The organism is Bradyrhizobium sp. LB13.1 (genome assembly GCF_054056815.1).
Genome location: NZ_JBSRYQ010000001.1, coordinates 4,625,716 through 4,647,695, shown reverse-complemented (window position 1 = coordinate 4,647,695; position 21,980 = coordinate 4,625,716). Strand labels below are relative to the sequence as shown.

The following is a 21,980-nucleotide window of genomic DNA, read 5'->3' as shown; positions in this document are numbered from 1 at the left end:
GAAGGATGCGCCGCAACCGAGAGCGGGGCCTTCATCCTTCGAGACGCCTGCTGCGCAGGCTCCTCAGGATGAGGAGATAGAACGGACGCAGGCTGAGATTATTCCGTTCCCGTAAATCCCACCGGCGTCGCCACGGCCGCCGCATCCTTCGTCACGACGCGCTGATCGCTCTTGCCGGCGACCATGCCGCTGCCCTCGAACCGTGCGCGATAGACCAGCACGTTTTCGATCACGCGCTGGACGTAGTTGCGCGTCTCCGACAGCGGGATGCGCTCGACCCAGTCGACCGGATCGACCTTGGGGTCGCGGGGATCACCGCGTGCCTGCACCCATTCGCGCACGCGGCCACGGCCGGCATTGTAGCCGGCGAAGGTCATGATCTGGTTGCCGCGGTATTCCGAGAGAAGTGCGCTGAGCTCGGCCGCGCCCATCTGCGTGTTGTAGACGGGGTCGGAGACCATCTTGTCCCAGTCATAGGTCACGCCGAACCGCTTGGCGGTATCGCGGCCGGCTTCCGGCGTCACCTGCATCAGCCCGACTGCGTTGGCCGCCGACTTGTCGCGCTGGTCGAACGAGCTTTCGGTGCGCGCCACCGAATAGATCACGCTGGTCTCGATCGCAGGCGCCACCTGCTTGTGCTCGGGAATGCCGATGGTGGGGAAGGCGTAGTGGTCGAGCGCAAGCCCGCGCGCCAGCGCTGATTTGCCGACCTCCAGCATGACCCGCGCGTCGTTGCGCCGGCCGGCGAGCTCGCCGAGCGCTTCGAGCGCCACGACGTCGTTGCTCTCCTTGGCAAAATCCTCGGCGTAGTAATACACCATGTCGCGCTCATTGACGCCGTAGAGCATGTCGGCGGCGCGCACGCGTTCGTCCGTGGGCGGTGTATCAGCCGCGGCCAGCACGGGCGAGGGCGCGCGCAGCTCGATCCGGTCGAGGCCGAGTTTGGCGCGGGCGAGCTGTCCGTAATAGGCGGTCGGATAGCGCGCCGCCGTCTGATAGCTCAGGCGCGCATCGGCCGTTGCGTTCATCGCCTCGGCGGCGCGGCCGCGCCAATAGTTGGCCCGCGACAGCGCGATCGGATTGGCCGAACCTTCGTCGATCGCGGCGAAGTGCATCATCGCCGCCCTGGGATCGTCGAGGTAGCGCAGCGCGATCCAGCCGCACATGAAGTGATAGTCGACGCGATAGACTTCCATCGCGGGCACCGCCGCCGAGCGCACCACGTCATAGGCGGTTTTGAACTTGCCCTGGTCGAGCAGCTTTCGCGCAAGCAGGCGGCGCTCGCGCCACCAGGCGTCGGTGTCCTGAGCCGCCATCGTATCGGGCGCGGCGGCCAGGATCACCTCGGCGGCGTCGTCGATGCGGTCGTTCTGGAGATGCCATTGCGCGCGGCACAGCACATAGCCGAGATCGCGGCGCGCCTCGGCCGGAACGTCCTCGAGATAGTCCTTGGCCTTGGTGACCTTGCCGGTGACGGCGGCGCAGGCCTTGACGATCGCGAGCGCATCCTCGCCGAGCCGCTTGGCGGCGCGCCGCGCCCCTGCGTAGTCCTTGGCGCCGAGGCGCTTGTCCATGCGGGCGCGATGGTCCTCAGCGGTCAGGAGATCGCGGAACGCTTCGTAGGAATCCTCTTCGCTGCGCTCGGACAATTCATCCGTGCGCCAGGCCTCGCGCACCAGACGTGCGGCCCTGTCGCTGTCGCCCTCCGTCACCAGCACGCGGGCTAGCGCGAACTTGCCCTTGGCGCTGGTCGGCCGGTCCATCGTGAATTTGTGCACCGTCGCCGCGTCGGCCTTCTCCTGCCACAGCCGGGCCTCGGCACGGCGGCGGAGCAGGGCGCTGCTCGGCCAGTCCGGATTGGCGGCCAGGAAGGCGGCGTAGCGCTTGAAATTCGCGGTGCTCTCGGAATGGCGCAGCATGAACCAGTCGGCGAGTTTCTGTCCGGCGGGGTCAATGATGCGGTCGCGCGCCGCGCTCGCATCGTCCGTCTTGCCCTTTCGCGCGAGGTCGATGGCGTCCTTCAACGCGGCGAGATCGCCGGTCAGCGGCGGGGCTGCCTGCTTGTCCGAGGGCTCGTCGTCGGACTTCTTGGACTTGCGCTTGGCCTCGGCATGCTTGCCGTGCCGCGCTTTGCCGGCGGAGGCATGGCGCTGCTTGCCGGCTTTCGCCTCATGCGTCTTCTTCGGCGCGGACGATTTGTGACTGCTCTTCGCTGCCAGCTCATTAGGAATGAAGGCCAAAGCGGCCACGGCAACGACACACGCGAGCGAGCGTAGGCACTGGTTCATTCGATGGTCCCCCCGCGAAACCACTACAAACCAAGGTCCGCGACGACATGCGGCTTGAGAATCAAGGACGACACCAAAACGATGCCACCACATCGTTTCGCATTCCTCACGCTCGTTCAACAATGCGGCAAAATACGGATCGGGAACGCGGGAACTTCCGAAACGCCGGAAAAGGCCGCTTTTTTAACCTTCTCGGGGTTCGCGTGAGGGTTGCGCACAGCTCACGGCGGCGCGAATGGCCAGATTGCGCGTGTTCCCCCGTCAAATCCGGTGTACTGAGTTCCCTCAAGCCATCCTTTCAGCCTTTGCTCCGTACCCATGCCACTTTTCAACCAGTCGATCCGGCGCAAGATCGTCGGCATCGCCCTCGGATTGATCGTCCTGATGCTGGTCACCTCGATCCTGTCGATGGTGATGTCGGGCCAGGTCGGTGTCCTGCTCAACGAGCTGACCGATCGCTACATCCCGGCCTATGGCCATCTGGCACGCGCCAACATCCGCTCGCTGGAACGGGCACTTGCATTGCGGCGCATGGTCATGACCAAGATGCAGTCGCCGTCGGACGAAGAGGCCTATGCGGCGCGCCTTCGCGAGTTCGAGGAAACCGACCGTAGGATCGAGGAGGAGGCCGAAAGCGCGCGCAAGCTCATCAACGCGATTATCGACGATCCCAGAACGGCCTCCGACAATGCCGCGCTGGCGCGGATCGAGACCCGCATCGAGACCGCCGTCGCCGAGCTGCGCCGTGACCTGAACGAGGACCACGCAAAACTCCTTAAGCAGGTCGATGGCAAACAGATGACGGAAGCGCGCGGCACGCTGGAACATCTCGATCTGTTGCGCGATCAGTTCAATCAGCAGATCGATGCGATCCGCGCCGACATGCTGAAGCAGGTATTTGCCAGCACATCGCAGGTGATCGGTCGTCAGCGTCAGGCGATGATCATTTCGGGCATCGTGACCTTGCTCGCGGCGATCGTCGGATTCGCTTTTGCGCTGCTGGTCAGTAGCGGCATCACGCGTCCGGTGCGGCTGTTGCTGGCTGGCACCCGCGAGGTCGAGGCGGGCCGGTTCGACAAGACCATCACTGTCTCGACCCAGGACGAGATCGGCGAGCTCGCCGCCGCCTTCAACCGCATGATCGAGCAGTTGCGGCACAACGAGCGCATTCGCGAGACCTTTGGCCGCTACATCGATCCCAAGGTGGTGCAGGGCCTGATCGACCGGCCGGAAGTCGCCATCGACGGCCAGCGCCGGGTCATGACCATCATGTTCTGCGACATGAGCGGCTTCACCTCGATGAGCGAGGGCATGACCCCGCGCGGCCTGGTCAAGGTGATGAACCACTATTTCACGCTGATGTCCGGCCCGATCAGGAGCAACCGCGGCATCATCGACAAATATATCGGCGACGCCATCATGGCCTATTGGGGCCCGCCCTTCATCGAGGAGGACGAGCCGGCGCTGCTCGCCGGCCTTGCCGCCATCGACATGGCCGACCAGGTGCCCGCGCTGCAGAAGCAATTGCCGGATCTGCTGGGTATCCGCGCCATGCCGGCGCTGTGCGATTTGCGGATCGGCATCGCCACCGGCGAAGTCCTGACCGGCAGCATCGGCTCCGAGCTGATGATGAGCTTCACCGTGATGGGCGATGCCGTGAACCTCGCCTCGCGCCTGGAGGCCGTCAACAAGACCTATGGCACCCGCATCCTGATCTCGCAGGCGACGGCGGATGCGATCGGCTCGCATCTCGAGCTGCGCGAGGTCGATCGTCTTGCAGTCGCCGGCCAGAGCGCGCCGCAATCGGTCTTCGAGGTGATGGGCCGCGCAGGCGCGCTCACTGCCGCGCATGAGAGCCTGCGTTCGCACTACGCCGAAGGCCTCGCCGCCTATCGCGCCCGGCGCTTCGACGAGGCGCGTGCCGCCTTCAACGCGGCGCTCGAAGCCGTCCCCGGCGATGGCCCCGCGCGCGCACTGCTCGCCCGCCTGGCGCAGTTCGAGGTTAATCCGCCGGACGAAGGCTGGAACGGCGCCTGGCGGCTGCAGCAGAAATAGCCGGCCGCGGGAAAAATTGTTTCTACTCGATAACGATGTTCGCCGTGACCTATTTCCCGGGCCTAGGTTTGATGTCCTTGAGGCGTTTGATGGGGATACGCCGATGACAGAACTTGAGGACAGGCTGGAGCGGTTCGAGACGCTCACCGCGGAATGCGAGTTGATCGCCAAGCTCGCCACGGACCGCACCAAGCGGGAATTTTATCTGAAGCTTTCGGAGCAGTATCGCCAGCTGGCGTTGGATATGCGTCAGGCGATCGCGACCAAGGCTGCGGCCTGACGCCGGCTGCAATCCGTTCTTAACACTTGGCGCGCATCCTACATGTCGATGCGGGGACGCTTGCTGTGCTTCTCCGCTGTGGGAATGCCGGGGCACGCTGCGATGCAGCGCGCCTTGTAAACATTGTTTTGTCGTGTCTCACAGGGCGATCCCATGCGGCTCCTTGCGGTGATGATCCTTGCGCTCATGACGGCTGCCTGCAATCAGGAGCAGGACATCACCGGCTCGACCCCGGTCTGCGCGATGCGGAACTACACCTCCTACAATTCCCGCGACATGAACCAGTGCGTTGCCGCCTGCAAGGCGTGCGACCACGGCAACACGGTCACTTGCAGCACCTCTTGCACCATCAAGGGTGCGCGCTGAGCTGCTCGGCGGGGTCTCGTAGCCCGATGGAGCGAAAGCGCAATCCGGGGCCGCTCGCCCGTCGTCGGGCACTTGCCGGATCACGCTTGCGTCCCATCGGACCTTGCTGTTTCGCCCCTCTGTCAAGCCGGCGCATCCAAAATATTCCACTTTACCGAAATTCGGAATTGGCGTATGTGTCGCCCATCCCGGCTCACCCAAGAGGGGCGATCTTGTGTCGTCACGTTTCGCGAGCCGGGCGTGCGGTGGACGCGACAGCGTCGGGCGCGAAAGTGCGGGCGGGGCGGATTGCTCTCCGTGAGCCCGAGGCTTCGTGTCGACGAGCGGCGCTGTCAGGTTCGTCTCGTCATCAGGTCGGCGGCAACGTGCACAACGTCGTCGAAACCGGTGGCGACAAGCGAGCCGTGCGTACGGCAAAACCGTGTGGTCCTGGCCGTCGTTGCTACGGTCAAGCCTTTGCGGAGGCGACATTCGCGTCAACCGGCGCGGTGTCCGCGACTTTCGTGAAGACGAGGGAGGCCAAAAGGAACTCGGCTCCCGGGAGAGCACGGCATAAGCCGTAAAGCCACTGCGCAGGGAAGGCCGAGTGATTGGCTACACCTGTATGCTGCTGTGCGGTTCTTTTGCGCTACCTTTCGCGCAGCGGACCGTGGGTGCCAGCCGGCACCCGGCCTTCCCTGCGCCCTCCTGGACAAGAGGGTGGAGCGACGAAGCAGAGCTCGGGCGGAATGCGCCGCGAGGATGCGAAGGTGTGTCTGCAATCAAAAATGCAGCTGGAGAGTGGCGCTGCCGCCTCATATTCGCAATGACGACTTGAGAGAGCGTGCGCCACAATTCGCTCTCATGCCCCGGACGCTGCGCAACGCCCTTGCGGTGCGCTGCAGAGCCGGGGCCCATGTCGCCGCATTGTAACGTGTCGCCTTCTGGGTCCCGGCTCTGCGCAGCAACGCTGCGCGTTGCAGCGCGTCCGGGACACTCGGCGCCGACTCACCCTAGCTGCGCGCCGTCATCTGCCGAGGTGAGCCGCGCGCGTCACCCGCCGCAAAATCTGAGGTTGTGGACCGCCTTTCCAGCGAGGGTATCACTGTAGGCTTTCCCGTGTCCTTCGGGCCACGATTGTGCCGTCCATGCAACACTCATCCCGGATCTAACCCTCATCTCTGTCCGTTCGCATCAACGCCGCTTTTTGGCCACACCTGAACTTGAATAAAATCACTCTAATGTTTTAGCGGCAGCGGTGGTCCTGAAAGGCGACGGGAAATCCCAAGGTCGATTCAAATCTTGGCTCTGATTTTTCGGGTCTGAAAGGGTTGGCCGGGGAAACTGGTTTGCGATGGACGCAAAGACCGACATCAAGCAGAGGCTGCCGAGCCGTCACGTGACGGAAGGCCCTGCGCGCGCGCCCCATCGCTCCTACCTCTACGCCATGGGTCTCACCACCGAGCAGATCCACCAGCCGTTCGTCGGCGTCGCCTCGTGCTGGAACGAGGCCGCGCCCTGCAACATCTCCCTGATGCGCCAGGCGCAGGCGGTGAAGAAGGGCGTCGTATCCGCCGGCGGCACGCCGCGCGAGTTCTGTACCATTACCGTGACCGACGGCATCGCCATGGGCCATGACGGCATGCGCTCCTCGCTGCCGTCCCGCGAATGCATCGCCGATTCCGTCGAGCTGACGATCCGCGGCCACGCCTATGACGCTCTCGTTGGCCTCGCCGGGTGCGACAAGTCGTTGCCGGGCATGATGATGGCGATGGTCCGCCTCAACGTGCCCTCGATCTTCATCTACGGCGGCTCGATCCTGCCCGGCAATTTCCGGGGCCAGCAGGTCACCGTGCAGGACATGTTCGAAGCCGTCGGCAAGCACTCGGTCGGAGCGATGTCGGACGAGGATCTCGACGAGATCGAGCGCGTGGCGTGCCCCTCGGCGGGTGCCTGCGGCGCGCAGTTCACCGCCAACACGATGGCGACCGTCTCCGAGGCGATCGGCCTGGCGCTGCCGTACTCGGCTGGTGCTCCGGCACCGTATGAAATTCGCGACGCCTTCTGCATGACCGCGGGCGAGCAGATCATGGCCTTGATCGCTCAAAACATCCGGCCGCGCGATATCGTCACCCGCAAGGCACTGGAGAATGCGGCCGCCGTGGTCGCCGCGTCCGGTGGCTCGACCAATGCTGCATTGCACCTGCCGGCGATCGCGCACGAGTGCGGCATCAAGTTTGACCTGTTCGACGTCGCTGAAATCTTCAAAAAGACACCATATGTCGCTGATTTGAAGCCGGGCGGCCGTTATGTCGCCAAAGACATGTTTGAAGTAGGTGGCATACCGCTTCTGATGAAGACGCTGCTCGACAACGGATTTCTCCACGGTGACTGCATTACGGTTACCGGTCGAACGATCGCCGAAAATCTCAAAAGCGTTAAATGGAATCCGCACCAGGACGTGGTGCACCCGGCAGACAAGCCCATCACCGTCACCGGCGGTGTGGTCGGTCTGAAGGGCAATTTGGCGCCAGAAGGTGCGATCGTGAAAGTCGCGGGAATGTCCAACCTCAGGTTTACCGGTCCGGCCAGGTGCTTCGACCGTGAGGAGGATGCTTTCGAGGCCGTCCAGAAGCGTACCTACCGCGAAGGCGAAGTCATCGTGATCCGCTACGAGGGGCCGAAGGGCGGTCCCGGCATGCGGGAAATGCTCCAGACCACCGCGGCGCTGACCGGCCAGGGCATGGGCGGCAAGATCGCGCTCATCACCGACGGCCGCTTTTCCGGCGCCACCCGCGGCTTCTGCATCGGCCATGTCGGGCCTGAAGCCGCCATCGGCGGCCCGATCGGGCTGCTCGAGGACGGCGACATCATCGAGATCGATGCGGTCGCCGGGACACTTGACGTAAAATTGAGCGACCAGGAGCTTGCACAGCGCAAGACCAAATGGAGCGCTCGCGCGACTAACCACACGACGGGCGCGCTCTGGAAATATGCTCAGCAGGTTGGACCGGCGGTCGGGGGGGCAGTGACCCATCCGGGCGGCGCGCACGAGAAACAGTGCTATGCGGACATCTAGGCGTATCATAGTTGCGTTTGTGTTTGGGGCTACCGCGCTAGGCGCGCCGGCGCTCGCCTTCGACGGCGCGCCCGTCAGCCCGAAGGATGCGACCATCCCGGTGGTGACGACCTTGCCGGGCGCAGCGGGCAAGGTGCGCAATGTGCCGCCGGCGGTCGCGACCCAGGAAAGCTCGCTCAGCGCCCTGCAATATGCCGCCGAGGGTGGCCACCCCATCGCGCAGTGGAGGCTCGGCCGCATGTACGCCAATGGCGACGGCGTTGCTCAGGACGATGTGCGCGCGTTCGAGTATTTCAGCCGCATCGCCAACGCACATGCCGAGGACAGCCCCTCGGCGCCGCAGGCGCAGATCGTCGCCAACGCCTTTGTCGCGCTCGGTCGCTATTATCTGAGCGGCATCCCGAATTCGAAGGTCAAGCCGGACCAGGAGCGCGCGCGGGAGATGTTCTCCTATGCCGCGTCCTATTTCGGCAACGCGGATGCGCAATACGACCTCGCCCGCCTGTACCTGAAGACACCGGACGCCTCGCGCGAGGATTTCCGCTACGGCGCGCGCTGGCTTGGGCTCGCCGCGCAGAAGGGCCAGCACGAGGCCCAGGCGCTGCTCGGTCAGATGCTGTTCAACGGCGACCGCCTGCCGCGGCAGGCCGCGCGGGGCCTGATGTGGCTGACGCTGGCGCGTGACAGCGCAGGTAGCGACGAGACCTGGATCAAGGAAAACTACAACCGCGCCTTCGCAAAATCGTCCGACGACGACCGCGCCATGTGCCTGCAAATGCTGGAGCAGTGGGTGCAGGGCCGCCGGGAGTGATTGGTTGAGGCGGCCTCACGCCGCCTCGAGATCCAGATCCGCCCACACCGGCACGTGGTCCGACGGCTTCTCCCAGCTGCGCACATAGCTGTCGATGCCGACATTGGCGAGCCGGTCGCTGGCCTGTGGCGACAGCAGCAGATGGTCGATCCGCAGGCCATGGTTCTTCTGCCAGGCGCCGGCCTGGTAGTCCCAGAAGGTGTAGAGCCCGGGCTCGTCAGTAACCGCCCGCAGCGCATCGGTCAGGCCGAGGCCGAGCAGGGACTGAAAACTCTCCCGCGTCTCAGGCTTGAACAGGGCGTCCTCGGTCCAGGCGGCGGGGTTATGGACGTCGCGGGCATGCGGGATGACGTTGAAGTCGCCTGCGAGGACCAGTGGCTCCTCGGACTTGAGGCGCTCCTTCGAATACTCAAGAAGCCGCGACATCCATTTGAGCTTGTAGGGATATTTCTCGGTCCCGACCGGATTGCCATTGGGCAGATAGAGGCAGGCGACGCGCAGCACCCCACGCTTCAGAGTGACCACGCCTTCGAGGAAGCGAGCGTGCGCATCCTCGTCGTCGCCGGTCAGCCCCGACTTGGTCTCGTCGAACCGGAGCTTCGAGAGCAGGGCGACACCGTTAAACGTCTTCTGCCCATGGGTGACCACGTTGTAGCCGAGCGCCTCGATCTCCAGCCGCGGGAAGGCCTCGTCGACGCATTTGATCTCCTGGAGGCAGACGATGTCCGGCTGGCACTCCTTCAGCCAGGTCAGGAGGAGATCGATCCTCTGCCGGACCGAGTTCACGTTCCAGGTGGCAATTCTGATGGGCATGTCGGCGGGCTCCGGGCAGGGGCCATGGTTAGAACAAACTGCAAACGCGCCCGTCAAGGCGCCCGCAAAATCTCCCACAAAATTAACCCGGCTTAAGCCGGCCCTGGGCCATTGATACTGAAAAGGTTTTTCGAATGGGATGGCCGGACAAATCCATGAAGCGAACCGAGCCGCGCGACGGCCTGATCGGCGCGTTCCTGTACTGGCTCGGCGGCTTCGAGATCGAGGACGGCCTGACTGCCGATCTCAGCGAGCGCGAGCTGCGCCGCATCCGCGCCAAGCAGATCGACGCGGTGACCCGGCTGATCCCGATGACGATGGCCGTCACCATGCTCAATGTTGCGGTCGTGCTGGTCCTGTTCTGGGGCCGGGGCTGGAACGATTTCCTCGCAATCTGGGGCATGACCCTCGCCGCCACCGCCTCGCTCGCGGTGCGCGCGTGGCGGCGTTCGCATCGGAACCCGCCGCAAGAGGCTACCGCGTGCGCCGCGCGGCAGATGCTGCGGCAGGCATTTTTCCTGGCCGCTATCTGGGGCACGCTGCCGCTCGCCCTGTTCAGCCGCATCGAGCCGACCAGCCAGCTCGTCCTGGCCTGCCTGATGGTCGGCATGATGTCCGGCGGCGCCTTCACGCTCTCGACCTTCCCGCGCGCCGGCCTCGTCTATCTCGCGACGACAACGATCGCCTGCGCCGGCGCACTGCTGTTGTGCGGCACCGGGCCTTACCTCGTGACCGCGGTGTTCCTGCTGCTGTTCGCGTTCTTCATGGCGCGCAACATCGTCTCGCAAGGCAATCTGTTCCTCGGCAATCTCAAGGCCCAGCTCGAGCTCGAGCGCCAGACCGAGATAATTTCGCTGCTGCTGAAGGATTTTCAGGAGAACGCCAGCGACTGGCTGTGGCAGACCGATGCCGAAGGGCATCTGGTCGACGTGCCCGAGCGATTCGCCGCCGTCGCGCAGCTGCCGCTGCAGCTGCTGAAGGGCTCGCATTTCGCCGACGTGCTCGACATGCTGTGCCCGGAGGACAAAAGCGCGGCCTACAACGTCGTCGGACTGATGGAGCACGCCGAACCGCTGCACGAGATGAACCTCAAGGTCGTTGCCGGCGGCGAGGCGCGGCTGTGGTCGCTTACTGCGAATCCAGCCCACGACCGCGACGGCCAATTCCTCGGCTATCGCGGCTTCGGCCGCGACGTGACCGAGCGCTGGCGCGCGGAAAAGGCCGAGGCCGAGAGCCGCGCCAAATCGGATTTCCTGGCGGTGATGAGCCATGAGATCCGCACGCCCATGAATGGTGTGCTCGGGCTCGCCAGCATGTTGCTGGAGACGAAGCTCGATCCGGAGCAGCACGAGGCCGTCACGTCGATCCGCGAATCCGGCGATAATCTCCAGCGCATCCTCAACGACATCCTCGATCTCTCCAAGCTCGAGGCCGGACGCTTCGCGTTCGAGGCGATCGACTTCGCGCCGCAGGCGCTGGTCGAGACAGTCGCGACCGTCGTGCGCGCGAGCGCCAAGAGCAAGGGGCTCACGGTCAAGGTCGAGCTTGATCCGAACCTGCCGCCGACGTTGCGCGGCGACGTCGCGCGCATCAGGCAGGTGCTGCTCAACCTCGCTTCCAACGCGGTGAAATTCACCGACCAAGGCGAAGTCACGATCGCAGCAGTCTGTCAGGCGCGCCGCGATCTGCTCGCCACTGTCGAATGGAGCGTGACCGACAGCGGCATCGGCATCGCCCCCGAAAAGCTCGGCCAGCTCTTCTCTGACTTTGCGCAGGCCGATGCCTCGATCAGCCGCCGCTTCGGCGGCACCGGGCTGGGCCTGGCGATCTCCCGGCGCATCATCGAGCAGATGGGCGGCACCATCGGCGTCACCTCGACGCCGGGTGAGGGCTCGACCTTCCGCTTCACGCTGGTGCTGCCCTGGAGCCAGGCGCAGGCATCCGACCACAATTCAGACCGCGACGAAGCCGACGATCTGAAGGCGCGTATCGCCGAACTCGACCGGCCGTTGAAGGTGCTGGTCGCGGAGGACGATGCCGTCAACCGCATGGTCGTCAGCAAGATGCTCGGCGCCTTCGACGTCGAGCTGCGCGTCGTGGCCGACGGCGTCGAGGCCGTCGAGACGGTTGCCGAGAGCAATTATGATGTCGTGCTGATGGACGTGCGCATGCCCGAGATGGACGGCCTTGCTGCGACGCGTGCGATCCGCGCACAGGGCGGGCGCTTCGAAGCCCTGCCGATCGTCGCGCTGACCGCCAACGCCTTCGCCGAAGACATCAAGATCTGCCGCGAGGCGGGCATGTCCGACTTCCTGGCAAAACCGTTGCGCAAGCCCGCGCTGGTCGCGGCACTGCTGCGCGCGCTGGACGGCCAATTGGTGTCGGAGGACGCACCGCTTCAGCCGGAGCAGATGCCGGTCGAGGCGGACTGGACGGACGAGGAAAGGCAGATCACCGGCGCATAGCCGGCGACGTCAGATCGAGAAGCTGGTCCCGCAGCCGCAGGACGCGGTGGCGTTCGGATTGTTGACGCGGAACGAGGCGCCGATCAGATCGTCGACGAAATCGACCTGCGAGCCTGCCAGGAACGGCTGCGAGGCGGAATCGACCAGCACCACCGCATTGTCCTGCTCGATCACGAGATCGTCGTCGGTGCGGGCACGGTCAATGTCGAACTTGTACTGGAAGCCGGAGCAGCCGCCGCCCTCGACCGAGATCCGCAGCATCGCGCCAGACCCTTCGCCCTTGAGGATCTCCCCAATCCGGCGTGCGGCCTTGTCACTGATGGTCACGTCAGTCGTCATCGTTCGTCTCCGATAGTCCCGCGGTCACACCAAGGGCACTTGAAGGAAGGGCACTTGAAGGTCACTTGCCCAATTCATTTGGTATCCCGGGTGCGGCATAGTTAAGTACCACCATACGCAGAATCAAATGGATAGAGACTAAATTCGCCGTGTCCGTCGGAATGGCTGCCCCCCACGCGTCCTATGCCTGCGATCCCGAGCGCAGCCGCGGCCGGTTGGTTGCGGAACCGCCGAGCCAGACCCGCAGCCCGTTCCGGCGGGATTGCGACCGGGTGATCCATTCCACCGCGTTCCGCCGGCTGAAGTACAAGACCCAGGTGTTCGTGTTCCACGAGGGCGACCACTACCGCACCCGGCTGACCCATTCGCTGGAGGTGGCGCAGATCGCCCGCGCGCTGGCCCGGCAGCTCGGGCTGGACGAGGATCTCACGGAAACCCTCGCGCTCGCCCACGACCTCGGCCATCCGCCCTTCGGGCATGCGGGCGAGCGGGCACTGGACGCCTGCCTGAAGGAGTTTGGCGGCTTCGACCACAACGCCCAGACCTTGCGCGTCGTTGCGGCGCTGGAGCACCGCTATCCTGATTTCGACGGGCTCAACCTGACCTGGGAGGCGCTGGAGGGCATCGTCAAGCACAACGGCCCGCTGACCGATCGCAGCGGCGCGCCGGTCGGGCATTATCGCGAGCACGGCATTCCCGTCGGCATCGCCGACTACATCAAGATCTACGATCTCGAATTGTGGAGCTTCGCCTCGCTCGAAGCACAGGTCGCCGCGATTGCCGACGACATCGCCTATGATGCCCACGACATCGACGACGGCCTGCGCGCCGGCCTGTTTCACCTCGACGACCTCAAGGTGATGCCGTTGACCGCGGAGATCATCGCCGAGACCTCCGCGCATTACCCCGACCTCGAAGACGTCAGGCGGGGCGCCGAACTGGTGCGCGAGCTGATCTCGCACCTGATCGGCGCGGTATTCGCCGAGGCGCAGAAGAACCTCGCTGCCGTCAAACCGCAATCCGCCCAGGACGTGCGCCAGCAGAGCCGGGCTCTAATCGCGTTCCCCGCCGCGGTCGCCGAGGAGGAGGCCGCCATCAAGCGCTTTCTCTATCAGCACATGTACCGCCACAAGCGGGTCATGCGGGTGATGGGCGAGGCGGAACAGATCCTGTTCGACCTGTTCGCCAAATACCTCAAATCGCCCGGCGAGCTGCCGCCGGAATGGCTGGTCGGGGCGGAGGCGGACAATGAAGGCGACCGGGCCCGGCGGATCGGCAATTTCATTGCTGGAATGACCGACCGTTTCGCTCTGACCGAGCACCAGCGGCTCTTTGACTCGACCCCGGATTTGCGTTAGGCGGCGCCCATGCCCGACACATCCTCAGCACTGCACCTGTTCGCCGACGTGCTCGCACGCGTGCACGCGGTCTGCCGCGCGCTCGCGACGGAAGCCAACTGGCCCGAGGGTATCGATTTCTCGCGCGTGGTGGTCGAGCCGCCGCGCGACGCCACCCATGGCGACATGGCGACCAACGTCGCCATGGTGCTTGCGAAAGAGGCAAAGGCAAAGCCGCGCGATCTCGCCGAGCAGATTGCCAAGCGGCTGCGCGCGGATACCCTGATCGCCAAGGTGGACGTCGCCGGCCCAGGCTTCATCAACCTGACGCTGAAGCCGGCTGCCTGGGCGGAAGCGCTACGCACGGTGCTGCGCGAGGGCGCCGATTACGGCCGCGCCCGCGGTGGCTCGAAGGTCAATGTCGAATACGTCTCGGCCAATCCGACCGGGCCGATGCATGTTGGCCATTGCCGCGGCGCCGTGTTCGGCGACGCGCTGGCGAGCCTGCTCGAGTTCGCAGGCCGTGACGTCACGCGCGAATACTACATCAACGACGCCGGCGCGCAGGTCGACGTGCTCGCCCGCTCGGCGTTCCTCCGGTATCGCGAAGCGCTCGGCGAGGACATCGGCGCGATTCCGGAAGGCCTTTATCCCGGCGACTATCTGAAGCCAGTCGGGCAAGCGCTGGTGAAGGAGCATGGCGACAAGCTCCTCGCAATGAGCGAGGCCGCATGGCTGCCGACGGTGCGCGCCAAGGCGATCGCAATGATGATGGACGAGATCAAGGGCGATCTCGGCGCGCTGAACATCCGCCACGACGTGCTCTTTTCGGAGCGCTCGCTGCTGGACCCCGGCAACAACAAGGTCGCCGAGACGATCGATTTCCTGCGCGCCAAGGGCGACATCTATCAGGGCCGCCTGCCGCGGCCTAAGGGCGCTCCGGCCGAGGATTGGGAAGATCGCGAGCAGCTGCTGTTCAAGGCGACGGCCTATGGCGACGACGTCGATCGTCCGCTGATCAAGTCAGACAATTCTTACACCTACTTCGCCTCCGACATCGCCTACCACAAGAACAAGTTCGACCGCGGCTTTGCCGAGATGATCGACGTCTGGGGCGCCGACCACGGCGGCTACATCAAGCGCATGCAGGCGGCGGTGAAGGCGACGACCTCCGGCAAGGGGGCGCTCGACGTCAAGATCGTCCAGCTCGTGAAATTGCTGCGCAACGGCGAGCCGGTGAAAATGTCGAAGCGGAGCGGGGACTTCGTCACCTTGCGTGAGGTGGTGGATGAGGTCGGCCAGGACGCCGTCCGCTTCATGATGCTCTATCGCAAGAACGATGCGGTGCTCGACTTCGACCTCGCCAAGGTCATGGAACAGTCGCGCGACAACCCGGTGTTCTACGTGCAGTACGGTCACGCCCGTGGCCACTCGATCTTCCGCAACGCACGCGCGGAGGTGTTCCCGGAACTCCCCGAGGATACGGAAAAGCGCATCGCATGGCTCGCCGAGTCGGCGGTAGAGCGGCTGTCGGACCCGGCTGAGCTCGACCTTCTCAAGCGGCTCGCAATTTTTCCGCGCATGCTGGAAGCGGCCGCAAGCGCCCACGAGCCGCACCGAATTGCCTTCTATCTCTATGATTTAGCCAGCGAATTTCATGCACTTTGGACGAAGGGGCGCGATTTGCCCTATTTACGCTTCATTATCAATAATGATGCACTTCTAACGAAGGCGCGGCTGGCCATGGTACCAGGGCGTCGTCTCTGTCCTGGCATCGGGCCTCGCCATCCTCGGCGTCCATGCTCCGGACGAGATGCGGTAGTTTGGGGCGAACTACTTAAGGGGATTGTTGGGGGTAACCGGCAGAAGCCGGATCGCTTAGACTTGGTTGAAAGCCTTGTGGGTCGAAAGCCGTGCCTTGGTCGAGGGGGCGTGCGGCTTTCCCGAAGGGACGCATCATCACGATGGCCGAACGATATCAGGACAGACCGTTTCCTTCCGATGACTATGGTCGCGGTGGTGATCAGCATGGGAGGGCCGAGAGCGGCGATCCCTTGGCCGAGCTCGCTCGCCTGATCGGGCAGACCGATCCGTTCGCAGCGCAGGGGCGGCCCGGCGCGCACCCGCCAGCGGCGCCTGCGCCTGCCCAAAGCTATCAGGACGACGACTACCGGCAGGACGATTACCAGCAGGACCATGCCGAGCAGGCCTCGCCGCCGCCCGGACCACCCTCATGGATGCGGCGCGCCAATGTGCAGCCCGCGCCAGCCCCTGAGCCTGCGTATCCCGTTTCCGGAAGCCCGGTTCATCCGTTGCATCGCTATTCAGCCCAGCCGACCGCGCCGGAGCCTGATTTTCATCAGCCGCAGGCCCATCAGGATCCCGCTCACCAGGATCAGGCTTATCAAGCTCAGGCCTACCAGGATCAGGCCTACCAGCAGCCCGATCAGGCTTACCAGGAGCAAGCCTATCAGCAGCCCGATCCGGCGCGCTACGACGATGCGCTCTACGGACGGCTGGAGGCGGGCGAGCAGGACTACCAGCGCGACCCCGCCTATCCCGACGATCCTTACGCGTTCCAGAGCGACTATCCCGAGGCCGATCTCGACGAGCCGAAAAAGCAGCGCGGCGGCATGATGACGGTCGCGGCGATCCTGACGCTTGCCGTGGTCGGGACCGGCGCTGCTTTCGCCTACAAGACCTATGTGGGCTCGCCCCGCAGCGGCGAGCCGCCGATCATCAGGGCCGACAACACGCCGACCAAGGTCGTGCCGGCGCCGTCGGATTCTTCGGCGAAAGTGCCGGACCGCATGGTCACCGGCGATGGCACCGAGAAGATCGTGCCGCGCGAGGAAGCGCCTGTTGACGTCAACGCCAAGGCGGGAGGTCCCCGTGTGGTGTTCCCGCCGCTGAATCAGAACGCGAACCCGCCTCCGGTCGCGAGCGTGTCGCCGTCCAGTATTCCGCCGTCGGGTGCGGGTCCGAACCCGAGCAACGGGACGCTGCCGAACAATTCGCCGCGCCCGATCAGGACTGTGGCCGTGAAGGGCGATCAGAACGATAGCGCGGCGCCGCAATCGGCTGCGGCCAGGACGGCAACTGCGCCGAAGACGCTCGCGGCACCAGCTGCGCCGATCGCCCCGCATACGCCCCCGACCTCGGCCAATGCCAGTGCCAACCAGCCGATGTCGCTGGCGCCGCAGGCGCCGCCAGCCGAACCGCCGCAGCGGATGGCTGCGAGCAACCCGACCGCAACTCGCGCCCGCCAGCAGTGGCGGCGGCTATATCGTACAGGTCTCGTCGCAGCAGAACGAGGACAGCGCCGCCGCATCTTACCGGGTGCTTCAGGGCAAGTATGGTAGCATCCTTGGATCGCGCTCGGCGGTGATCAAGCGGACCGATCTGACTGACAAGGGCAAGGGTATCGTCTACCGCGCCTTCGCCGGGCCCTATGGTTCGGCCGCGGAAGCGACGCAGGTCTGCAACAGCCTGAAGGCTGCCGGTGGACCACAGTGTCTCATCCAGAGGAATTAACGGCCGTTTCCTTGACCCCCTCGCGGGTCAGGGTTAATCGGCCGTTATGAGCACGCGGGCCTTCATTACGGGCGTATCCGGAACGGAACTGACCGCCGTAGAGCGGGAGTTTATCCGCAGCGAACGCCCATGGGGCTTCATCCTCTTCAAGCGCAATATTGAGACGCCGGCTCAAGTTGCTGCACTCGTTGTGGAATTGCGAGCGGCTGCGGGTTCTGCTGATGCCCCTGTCCTGATCGACCAGGAGGGCGGACGGGTGCAACGGCTGGGACCGCCGCATTGGCCGGTCTATCCGCCGGGCGCCATTTTCGCAGGCCTCTACGACATTGATTCGGCGCTCGGGCTGACCGCGGCGCGCCTCAGCGCCCGGCTGATCGCGGCCGATCTCGCCGATCTCGGCATTACCGTGGATTGTTTGCCCCTGGCCGACGTTCCCGTGGCCGGCGCCGATGCAGTCATCGGAAATCGAGCCTATGGCACTGAGCCGGGCAAGGTCGCGGCGATTGCCCGGGCCGTCACCGAGGGCCTGGAACAGGGAGGCGTGCTGCCGGTCCTCAAGCACATTCCCGGCCATGGGCGAGCCACCGCCGATACTCATTTCAAGCTGCCGACGGTCGATACATCCAGGGACGAACTGGAGCGGACCGACTTCGCGGCATTCAAGCCGCTGGCGGATTTGCCGATGGCCATGACTGCACATGTTGTGTTTAGCGCGGTCGACCCCGCCCATCCGGGGACGACATCTGCGACAATGATCGCTGAAGTGATTCGCGGCGTGATTGGGTTCCAGGGTTTGTTAATGAGTGATGACGTGTCGATGAACGCGCTGTCGGGGAATATCGCCGAACGGACCCGCGCCATCTTCGCGGCCGGCTGCGACGTGGCCCTGCATTGCAACGGCAACATCGAGGAGATGCGCGAGGTCGCCGGCCAGACACCTGAATTGGCGGGCAGGGCGCTGGAGCGGGCAAACGCCGCGCTCGCGGCGCGTAAAGCACCGCAGCCGCTCGACCGCGCGGCCGCACGCGCCGAACTGGACGCATTGATCGCACGGGCAAACACGGCATCGGCATGACCGCAGAAATCCTATCGTTTGAAACCGGGCGGCCCGCAGAACTCGCCGAGGGTGAGCCGGCGTTGGTGGTGGACGTCGAGGGCTATGAGGGGCCGCTCGACCTGCTGCTCGCACTGGCGCGGCAGCAGAAGGTCGATCTCGCCAAGATCTCGATCCTGGCGCTCGCCGACCAGTATCTCCACTTCATCGAAGCCGCGCGAAAGATCCGGCTCGAGCTTGCCGCCGATTATCTCGTGATGGCGGCCTGGCTCGCCTTCCTGAAATCGCGCCTGCTGCTGCCGGAGCCGCCGAGTGCGGACGGCCCGAGCGCGGAGCAGATGGCGACGGCGCTCGCCAACCGCCTGCGCCGGCTGGAAGCCATTCGCGAAGCCGCCAACCGGCTGATGAACAGGCAACAATTGCTGCGCGACATCTTCCCGCGCGGTGAGCCCGAGCAGATCGCCGAGATCAAGCATCCGAAATACACCGCGACGCTCTATGACCTGCTCACCGCCTATGCCTCGCAGCGCCAGTCGCGCGTGCTGGCGAGCGTGCATCTGGCCAAGCGCACGGTGTGGTCGCTCGCCGAGGCGCGCGCCACGCTGGAGCGGCTGGTCGGCAGCATCAGCGAACAGGACGACTGGGGCGTTCTCGACGACTATTTGCTCCGGCACGTCGCCGATCCGACGCAGCGCGCGACGGTGCTGGCTTCGAGTTTTGCGGCTGCGCTCGAACTGGTGCGTGAAGGTCAGCTCGAGCTGAACCAGAAAGAGGCGTTTTCGCCCATCTATTTCCGGAAGGGGCGCCCTCAGCCGATCGCGGACGCAGCTCCTGCGCCCGATGCGCCGGTCGCTTAAGTGCAACAAGGAGAATCTGCCATGGCAAGCCTGGCTGAAGTGCGGGTAGATGAGGCCGAGCCGATGGAGAACGAATCCCAGGCGCGTCCCGAAGAATTGCGGCTGCTGGAAGCGCTGCTGTTCGCTTCGAATGAACCGTTGGACACCGCGACGCTGGCCAAGCGCATGCCCGAGGGCGTGGACGTGAAGGCCGCGCTCGAGCAGTTGCAGGCCGACTATTCCTTGCGCGGCGTGAACCTCGTGCGGGTCGCCAACAAATGGACCTTCCGCACCGCAGGCGATCTCGCCTGGCTGATGACCCGTGAGAGCACCGAGACCCGCCGCCTGTCGCGCGCCGCGATCGAGGTGCTCGCGATCATCGCCTATCACCAGCCCGTGACGCGCGCCGAGATCGAGGAGATCCGCGGCGTCGTCACCTCGAAGGGCACACTGGACGTGCTGCTGGAAACCGGCTGGATCAAGCCGCGCGGCCGTCGCAAGACACCGGGGCGTCCATTGACCTTCGGAACCACAGAGGACTTCCTGTCGCAGTTCACTCTGGAACAGCTCGGCGATCTGCCGGGCTTGGAGGAGCTGAAGGGCACGGGCCTGCTGGATTCGCGTCTGCCGACCGGATTCAGCGTGCCGACGCCGTCGGACGACCCGCAACTGCGTGAGGACGAGGATCCGTTGGAACCGGGCGAGGACCTCGATCTGGCGCTGGCGCCTGCGGTCGAGCCCGAGACGCCGCCGGAAGACGGCGATGAGGGTGGCGAGGGCGGCGGCGCGGACTGACGTCCCGGCCTTTTACCGGCCCCCTGCGACCAGTTAACACTAGCAAGATTACGTAGCGCCAACAGCGAATTGGCGCTGCCTTGGTCCTTGTTTTTGACACCTGCCAAGCCTAGGTTTCTGTGAAGATCGGCCGGTCCCCGGCCATACGCGTTTGGAGGATTGCAGGATGGGTTCACTTAGCATTTGGCACTGGATCCTGGTGATCGCAGTGGTCCTGCTTCTGTTCGGCCGCGGCAAGATTTCGGATCTGATGGGCGACGTGGCGCAGGGCATCAAGGCGTTCAAGAAGGGCATGCAGGACGACGACAAGGTCGCCGACAAGCCCGAGCCGGCCAAGTCCCTCGAGCACACTGCCGCGCCGACCGCGGCACGGTCCGACGTCGGCAGCAAGGCCGTCTGAGCCAGAGAGCACGCGAGACGCAGGTAGCGCCCGATCCTGCGCGCAAGGGATTGGGCCGGTCGCGGCTGGCGTGAACGGAAGACCTCATGTTCGACATCGGGTGGAGTGAACTGGTCCTGATCGGGGTCGTGGCCCTGGTGGCCATCGGCCCGAAAGAGCTGCCGGGCGTGCTGCGCATGGTCGGGCAGTGGATGGGCAAGGCCCGCAAGATGGCCGCCGAATTCCAGGGCCAATTCCAGGAAGCGATGCGCGAGGCCGAAATGGCCGACCTCAAGAAGAGCTTCGATGAGGTCAAGGAAGCGGCTTCCGGTTTTGCCGGCAACAATCTGATGACCTCGCTGCAGAAGGACGTGAGCGACGCACTCCGCGTCGATGCGCTGGACAAGCCGGCCGAGACGACCACCACGGCGGTCGAACCGCCGGCGACTTCGATTGAAGCGCCGACGACGTCAAGTGACGCGTCGACGACGTCAACTGACGCGCCGGTCACCCCGACCACTCCGGAAGCGCCGACGCCGGAGACCTTCGTGGAGGCCGAAGCGGATGCGGCCGTGAACGAGCCGCTCGCCATCACACGTGAGGTCGAGCAGGCGCAGGTCGCACAGGACACGGCGCCATCCGAAGCGATCAAGGACGCCAAAGCGTCATGAGCGACGCCGATATCGAGGCCAGCAAAGCCCCATTGATGGACCATCTGATCGAGCTGCGGTCGCGGCTGATCAAGGCGCTGCTCGGCTTCGGCGTGGCCTTCATCTTGTGCTTCTTCTTCGCCAAGCAAATCTACAACGTGCTGGTCTGGCCGTTCGTGTGGGTCGCGGGCCCCGAGAACTCCAAATTCATCTATACGGCGCTGCTGGAATATTTCATCACCCAGCTCAAGCTTGCACTGTTCGGCGCCGGCTTCATCTCGTTCCCGATCGTCGCAACCCAGATCTACAAATTCGTCGCGCCTGGCCTGTACAAGCACGAGAAGAATGCCTTCGTCCCGTATCTGGTCGCGACCCCGTTCTTCTTCGTGCTGGGCGCAGCGCTGGTCTATTTCGTCGTGCTGCCGATGCTGGTCCGCTTCTCGCTCGGCATGCAGCAGGCCGGCAGCGACGAGACCGCGCAGATCCAGCTGCTGCCCAAGGTCGGCGAATATCTGTCGCTGATGATGTCGCTGATCTTTGCCTTCGGCATCGCTTTCCAGCTCCCGGTGATCCTGACGCTCTTGGGCCGGATCGGCATCGTCTCGGCAAAAATGCTGCGCGAGAAGCGCCGCTATTTCATCGTCATCGCCTTCGTGATCGCGGCCGTGCTGACGCCCCCCGACGTGCTCAGCCAGTGCTCGCTCGCGATCCCCTTGCTCGCGCTCTACGAGGGCTCGATCATCGCGGTGAGCATTGTGGAGAAGAAGGCGGCAGCTTCAAAGGCGGCCACCGGCACTGACGTATCGACCCCGGCTAATCCGGCGGAGTAGGGACGAGATGTCATTCCCCGCGAAGGCGGGGAATCCAGTACGCCGCGGCCTCTCGGGGAATCATTGACCTCTCTGGAATACTGGATCATC

16 protein-coding genes and 2 pseudogenes are annotated in these 21,980 nt (G+C 64.7%); 15 read left to right on the top strand and 3 right to left on the bottom strand.

Translation table 11 applies throughout. The features are described 5' to 3' along the window. Positions 1-98: 98 nt before the first annotated feature. The gene (locus ACVWYI_RS22120) at positions 99-2,288 is read right to left on the bottom strand and encodes a lytic transglycosylase domain-containing protein (RefSeq protein ID WP_456663199.1); all 2,190 of its coding nucleotides are present in this window, start codon (positions 2,286-2,288) and stop codon (positions 99-101) included. Between the two features lie 318 nt (positions 2,289-2,606). Between ACVWYI_RS22120 and ACVWYI_RS22115 the strand changes: the two genes are divergently transcribed. The 5 genes from ACVWYI_RS22115 (at position 2,607) to ACVWYI_RS22095 (ending at position 8,858) form a co-directional block, all read left to right on the top strand. Beyond that, complete coding sequence (locus ACVWYI_RS22115; RefSeq protein ID WP_354047957.1) at positions 2,607-4,343, top strand: adenylate/guanylate cyclase domain-containing protein; 1,737 nt, start codon at positions 2,607-2,609, stop codon at positions 4,341-4,343. 103 nt (positions 4,344-4,446) lie between these two features. Then, the gene (locus ACVWYI_RS22110; RefSeq protein WP_247349180.1) at positions 4,447-4,623 is read left to right on the top strand and encodes a hypothetical protein; all 177 of its coding nucleotides are present in this window, start codon (positions 4,447-4,449) and stop codon (positions 4,621-4,623) included. Positions 4,624-4,776: 153 nt separating this feature from the next. Next, a complete protein-coding gene (locus ACVWYI_RS22105; RefSeq protein ID WP_456663198.1) occupies positions 4,777-4,989 on the top strand; it encodes a hypothetical protein in 213 nt (70 codons plus the stop codon). Positions 4,990-6,322: 1,333 nt separating this feature from the next. Continuing rightward, positions 6,323-8,047 (top strand): dihydroxy-acid dehydratase, encoded by a 1,725-nt coding sequence (gene ilvD / locus ACVWYI_RS22100; protein ID WP_354047951.1) that lies wholly within the window; start codon positions 6,323-6,325, stop codon positions 8,045-8,047. Beyond that, on the top strand, positions 8,034-8,858 hold the full coding sequence (locus ACVWYI_RS22095) for a tetratricopeptide repeat protein (RefSeq protein WP_247349174.1): 825 nt from the start codon (positions 8,034-8,036) through the stop codon (positions 8,856-8,858). Before ilvD ends, ACVWYI_RS22095 begins: the two co-directional genes overlap by 14 nt. A gap of 15 nt (positions 8,859-8,873) precedes the next feature. On the opposite strand, the gene xth is transcribed toward ACVWYI_RS22095, so the two are convergent. After that, complete coding sequence (gene xth / locus ACVWYI_RS22090) at positions 8,874-9,671, bottom strand: exodeoxyribonuclease III (protein WP_354047949.1); 798 nt, start codon at positions 9,669-9,671, stop codon at positions 8,874-8,876. Positions 9,672-9,805: 134 nt separating this feature from the next. On the opposite strand from xth, the gene ACVWYI_RS22085 reads away from it, so the two are divergent. Beyond that, positions 9,806-12,136: an ATP-binding protein gene (locus ACVWYI_RS22085; protein WP_456663197.1), complete on the top strand. Its 2,331-nt coding sequence runs from the start codon at positions 9,806-9,808 to the stop codon at positions 12,134-12,136. A gap of 9 nt (positions 12,137-12,145) precedes the next feature. Here the strand turns inward: ACVWYI_RS22085 and erpA are convergent, their stop codons facing one another. Beyond that, the gene (gene erpA, locus ACVWYI_RS22080) at positions 12,146-12,475 is read right to left on the bottom strand and encodes an iron-sulfur cluster insertion protein ErpA (protein ID WP_007610737.1); all 330 of its coding nucleotides are present in this window, start codon (positions 12,473-12,475) and stop codon (positions 12,146-12,148) included. Between the two features lie 149 nt (positions 12,476-12,624). Between erpA and ACVWYI_RS22075 the strand changes: the two genes are divergently transcribed. The 9 genes and pseudogenes from ACVWYI_RS22075 to tatC all read left to right on the top strand — a co-directional run bounded on the left by ACVWYI_RS22075 (position 12,625) and on the right by tatC (position 21,890). Then, complete coding sequence (locus ACVWYI_RS22075) at positions 12,625-13,833, top strand: deoxyguanosinetriphosphate triphosphohydrolase (protein ID WP_456663196.1); 1,209 nt, start codon at positions 12,625-12,627, stop codon at positions 13,831-13,833. Between the two features lie 9 nt (positions 13,834-13,842). Beyond that, a pseudogene (gene argS, locus ACVWYI_RS22070) lies at positions 13,843-15,634 on the top strand (arginine--tRNA ligase). Between the two features lie 142 nt (positions 15,635-15,776). Next, a pseudogene (locus tag ACVWYI_RS22065) lies at positions 15,777-17,346 on the top strand (SPOR domain-containing protein). A gap of 46 nt (positions 17,347-17,392) precedes the next feature. Further along, positions 17,393-18,421, top strand: coding sequence for a beta-N-acetylhexosaminidase (gene nagZ, locus ACVWYI_RS22060; protein ID WP_456663195.1), 1,029 nt, complete (start codon positions 17,393-17,395; stop codon positions 18,419-18,421). Continuing rightward, positions 18,418-19,257 carry a segregation and condensation protein A gene (locus ACVWYI_RS22055; protein ID WP_247446607.1) on the top strand — a complete coding sequence of 280 codons (840 nt, stop codon included), beginning with the start codon at positions 18,418-18,420 and terminating at the stop codon, positions 19,255-19,257. Before nagZ ends, ACVWYI_RS22055 begins: the two co-directional genes overlap by 4 nt. A 21-nt stretch (positions 19,258-19,278) precedes the next feature. Next, on the top strand, positions 19,279-20,031 hold the full coding sequence (gene scpB / locus ACVWYI_RS22050; protein ID WP_247446608.1) for an SMC-Scp complex subunit ScpB: 753 nt from the start codon (positions 19,279-19,281) through the stop codon (positions 20,029-20,031). Between the two features lie 166 nt (positions 20,032-20,197). After that, positions 20,198-20,431 (top strand): twin-arginine translocase TatA/TatE family subunit, encoded by a 234-nt coding sequence (locus ACVWYI_RS22045; RefSeq protein WP_247349164.1) that lies wholly within the window; start codon positions 20,198-20,200, stop codon positions 20,429-20,431. Positions 20,432-20,517: 86 nt separating this feature from the next. Continuing rightward, positions 20,518-21,081: a Sec-independent protein translocase protein TatB gene (gene tatB / locus ACVWYI_RS22040; RefSeq protein WP_456663194.1), complete on the top strand. Its 564-nt coding sequence runs from the start codon at positions 20,518-20,520 to the stop codon at positions 21,079-21,081. Next, positions 21,078-21,890: a twin-arginine translocase subunit TatC gene (gene tatC / locus ACVWYI_RS22035; protein WP_354106499.1), complete on the top strand. Its 813-nt coding sequence runs from the start codon at positions 21,078-21,080 to the stop codon at positions 21,888-21,890. Before tatB ends, tatC begins: the two co-directional genes overlap by 4 nt. The last annotated feature ends 90 nt before the right edge of the window (positions 21,891-21,980 follow it).

Bases quoted from the DNA above. Each gene is read 5' to 3' on its own strand.
- ACVWYI_RS22110 (WP_247349180.1), top strand. From the start codon at position 4,447: ATGACAGAACTTGAGGACAGGCTGGAGCGGTTCGAGACGCTCACCGCG.
- xth (WP_354047949.1), bottom strand. From the start codon at position 9,671: ATGCCCATCAGAATTGCCACCTGGAACGTGAACTCGGTCCGGCAGAGG.
- scpB (WP_247446608.1), top strand. From the start codon at position 19,279: ATGGCAAGCCTGGCTGAAGTGCGGGTAGATGAGGCCGAGCCGATGGAG.
- tatC (WP_354106499.1), top strand. From the start codon at position 21,078: ATGAGCGACGCCGATATCGAGGCCAGCAAAGCCCCATTGATGGACCAT.
- nagZ (WP_456663195.1), top strand. From the start codon at position 17,393: ATGAGCACGCGGGCCTTCATTACGGGCGTATCCGGAACGGAACTGACC.
- ACVWYI_RS22045 (WP_247349164.1), top strand. From the start codon at position 20,198: ATGGGTTCACTTAGCATTTGGCACTGGATCCTGGTGATCGCAGTGGTC.
- ACVWYI_RS22085 (WP_456663197.1), top strand. From the start codon at position 9,806: ATGGGATGGCCGGACAAATCCATGAAGCGAACCGAGCCGCGCGACGGC.
- ilvD (WP_354047951.1), top strand. From the start codon at position 6,323: ATGGACGCAAAGACCGACATCAAGCAGAGGCTGCCGAGCCGTCACGTG.
- ACVWYI_RS22120 (WP_456663199.1), bottom strand. From the start codon at position 2,288: ATGAACCAGTGCCTACGCTCGCTCGCGTGTGTCGTTGCCGTGGCCGCT.
- ACVWYI_RS22115 (WP_354047957.1), top strand. From the start codon at position 2,607: ATGCCACTTTTCAACCAGTCGATCCGGCGCAAGATCGTCGGCATCGCC.
- ACVWYI_RS22055 (WP_247446607.1), top strand. From the start codon at position 18,418: ATGACCGCAGAAATCCTATCGTTTGAAACCGGGCGGCCCGCAGAACTC.
- tatB (WP_456663194.1), top strand. From the start codon at position 20,518: ATGTTCGACATCGGGTGGAGTGAACTGGTCCTGATCGGGGTCGTGGCC.
- ACVWYI_RS22095 (WP_247349174.1), top strand. From the start codon at position 8,034: ATGCGGACATCTAGGCGTATCATAGTTGCGTTTGTGTTTGGGGCTACC.
- ACVWYI_RS22105 (WP_456663198.1), top strand. From the start codon at position 4,777: ATGCGGCTCCTTGCGGTGATGATCCTTGCGCTCATGACGGCTGCCTGC.
- erpA (WP_007610737.1), bottom strand. From the start codon at position 12,475: ATGACGACTGACGTGACCATCAGTGACAAGGCCGCACGCCGGATTGGG.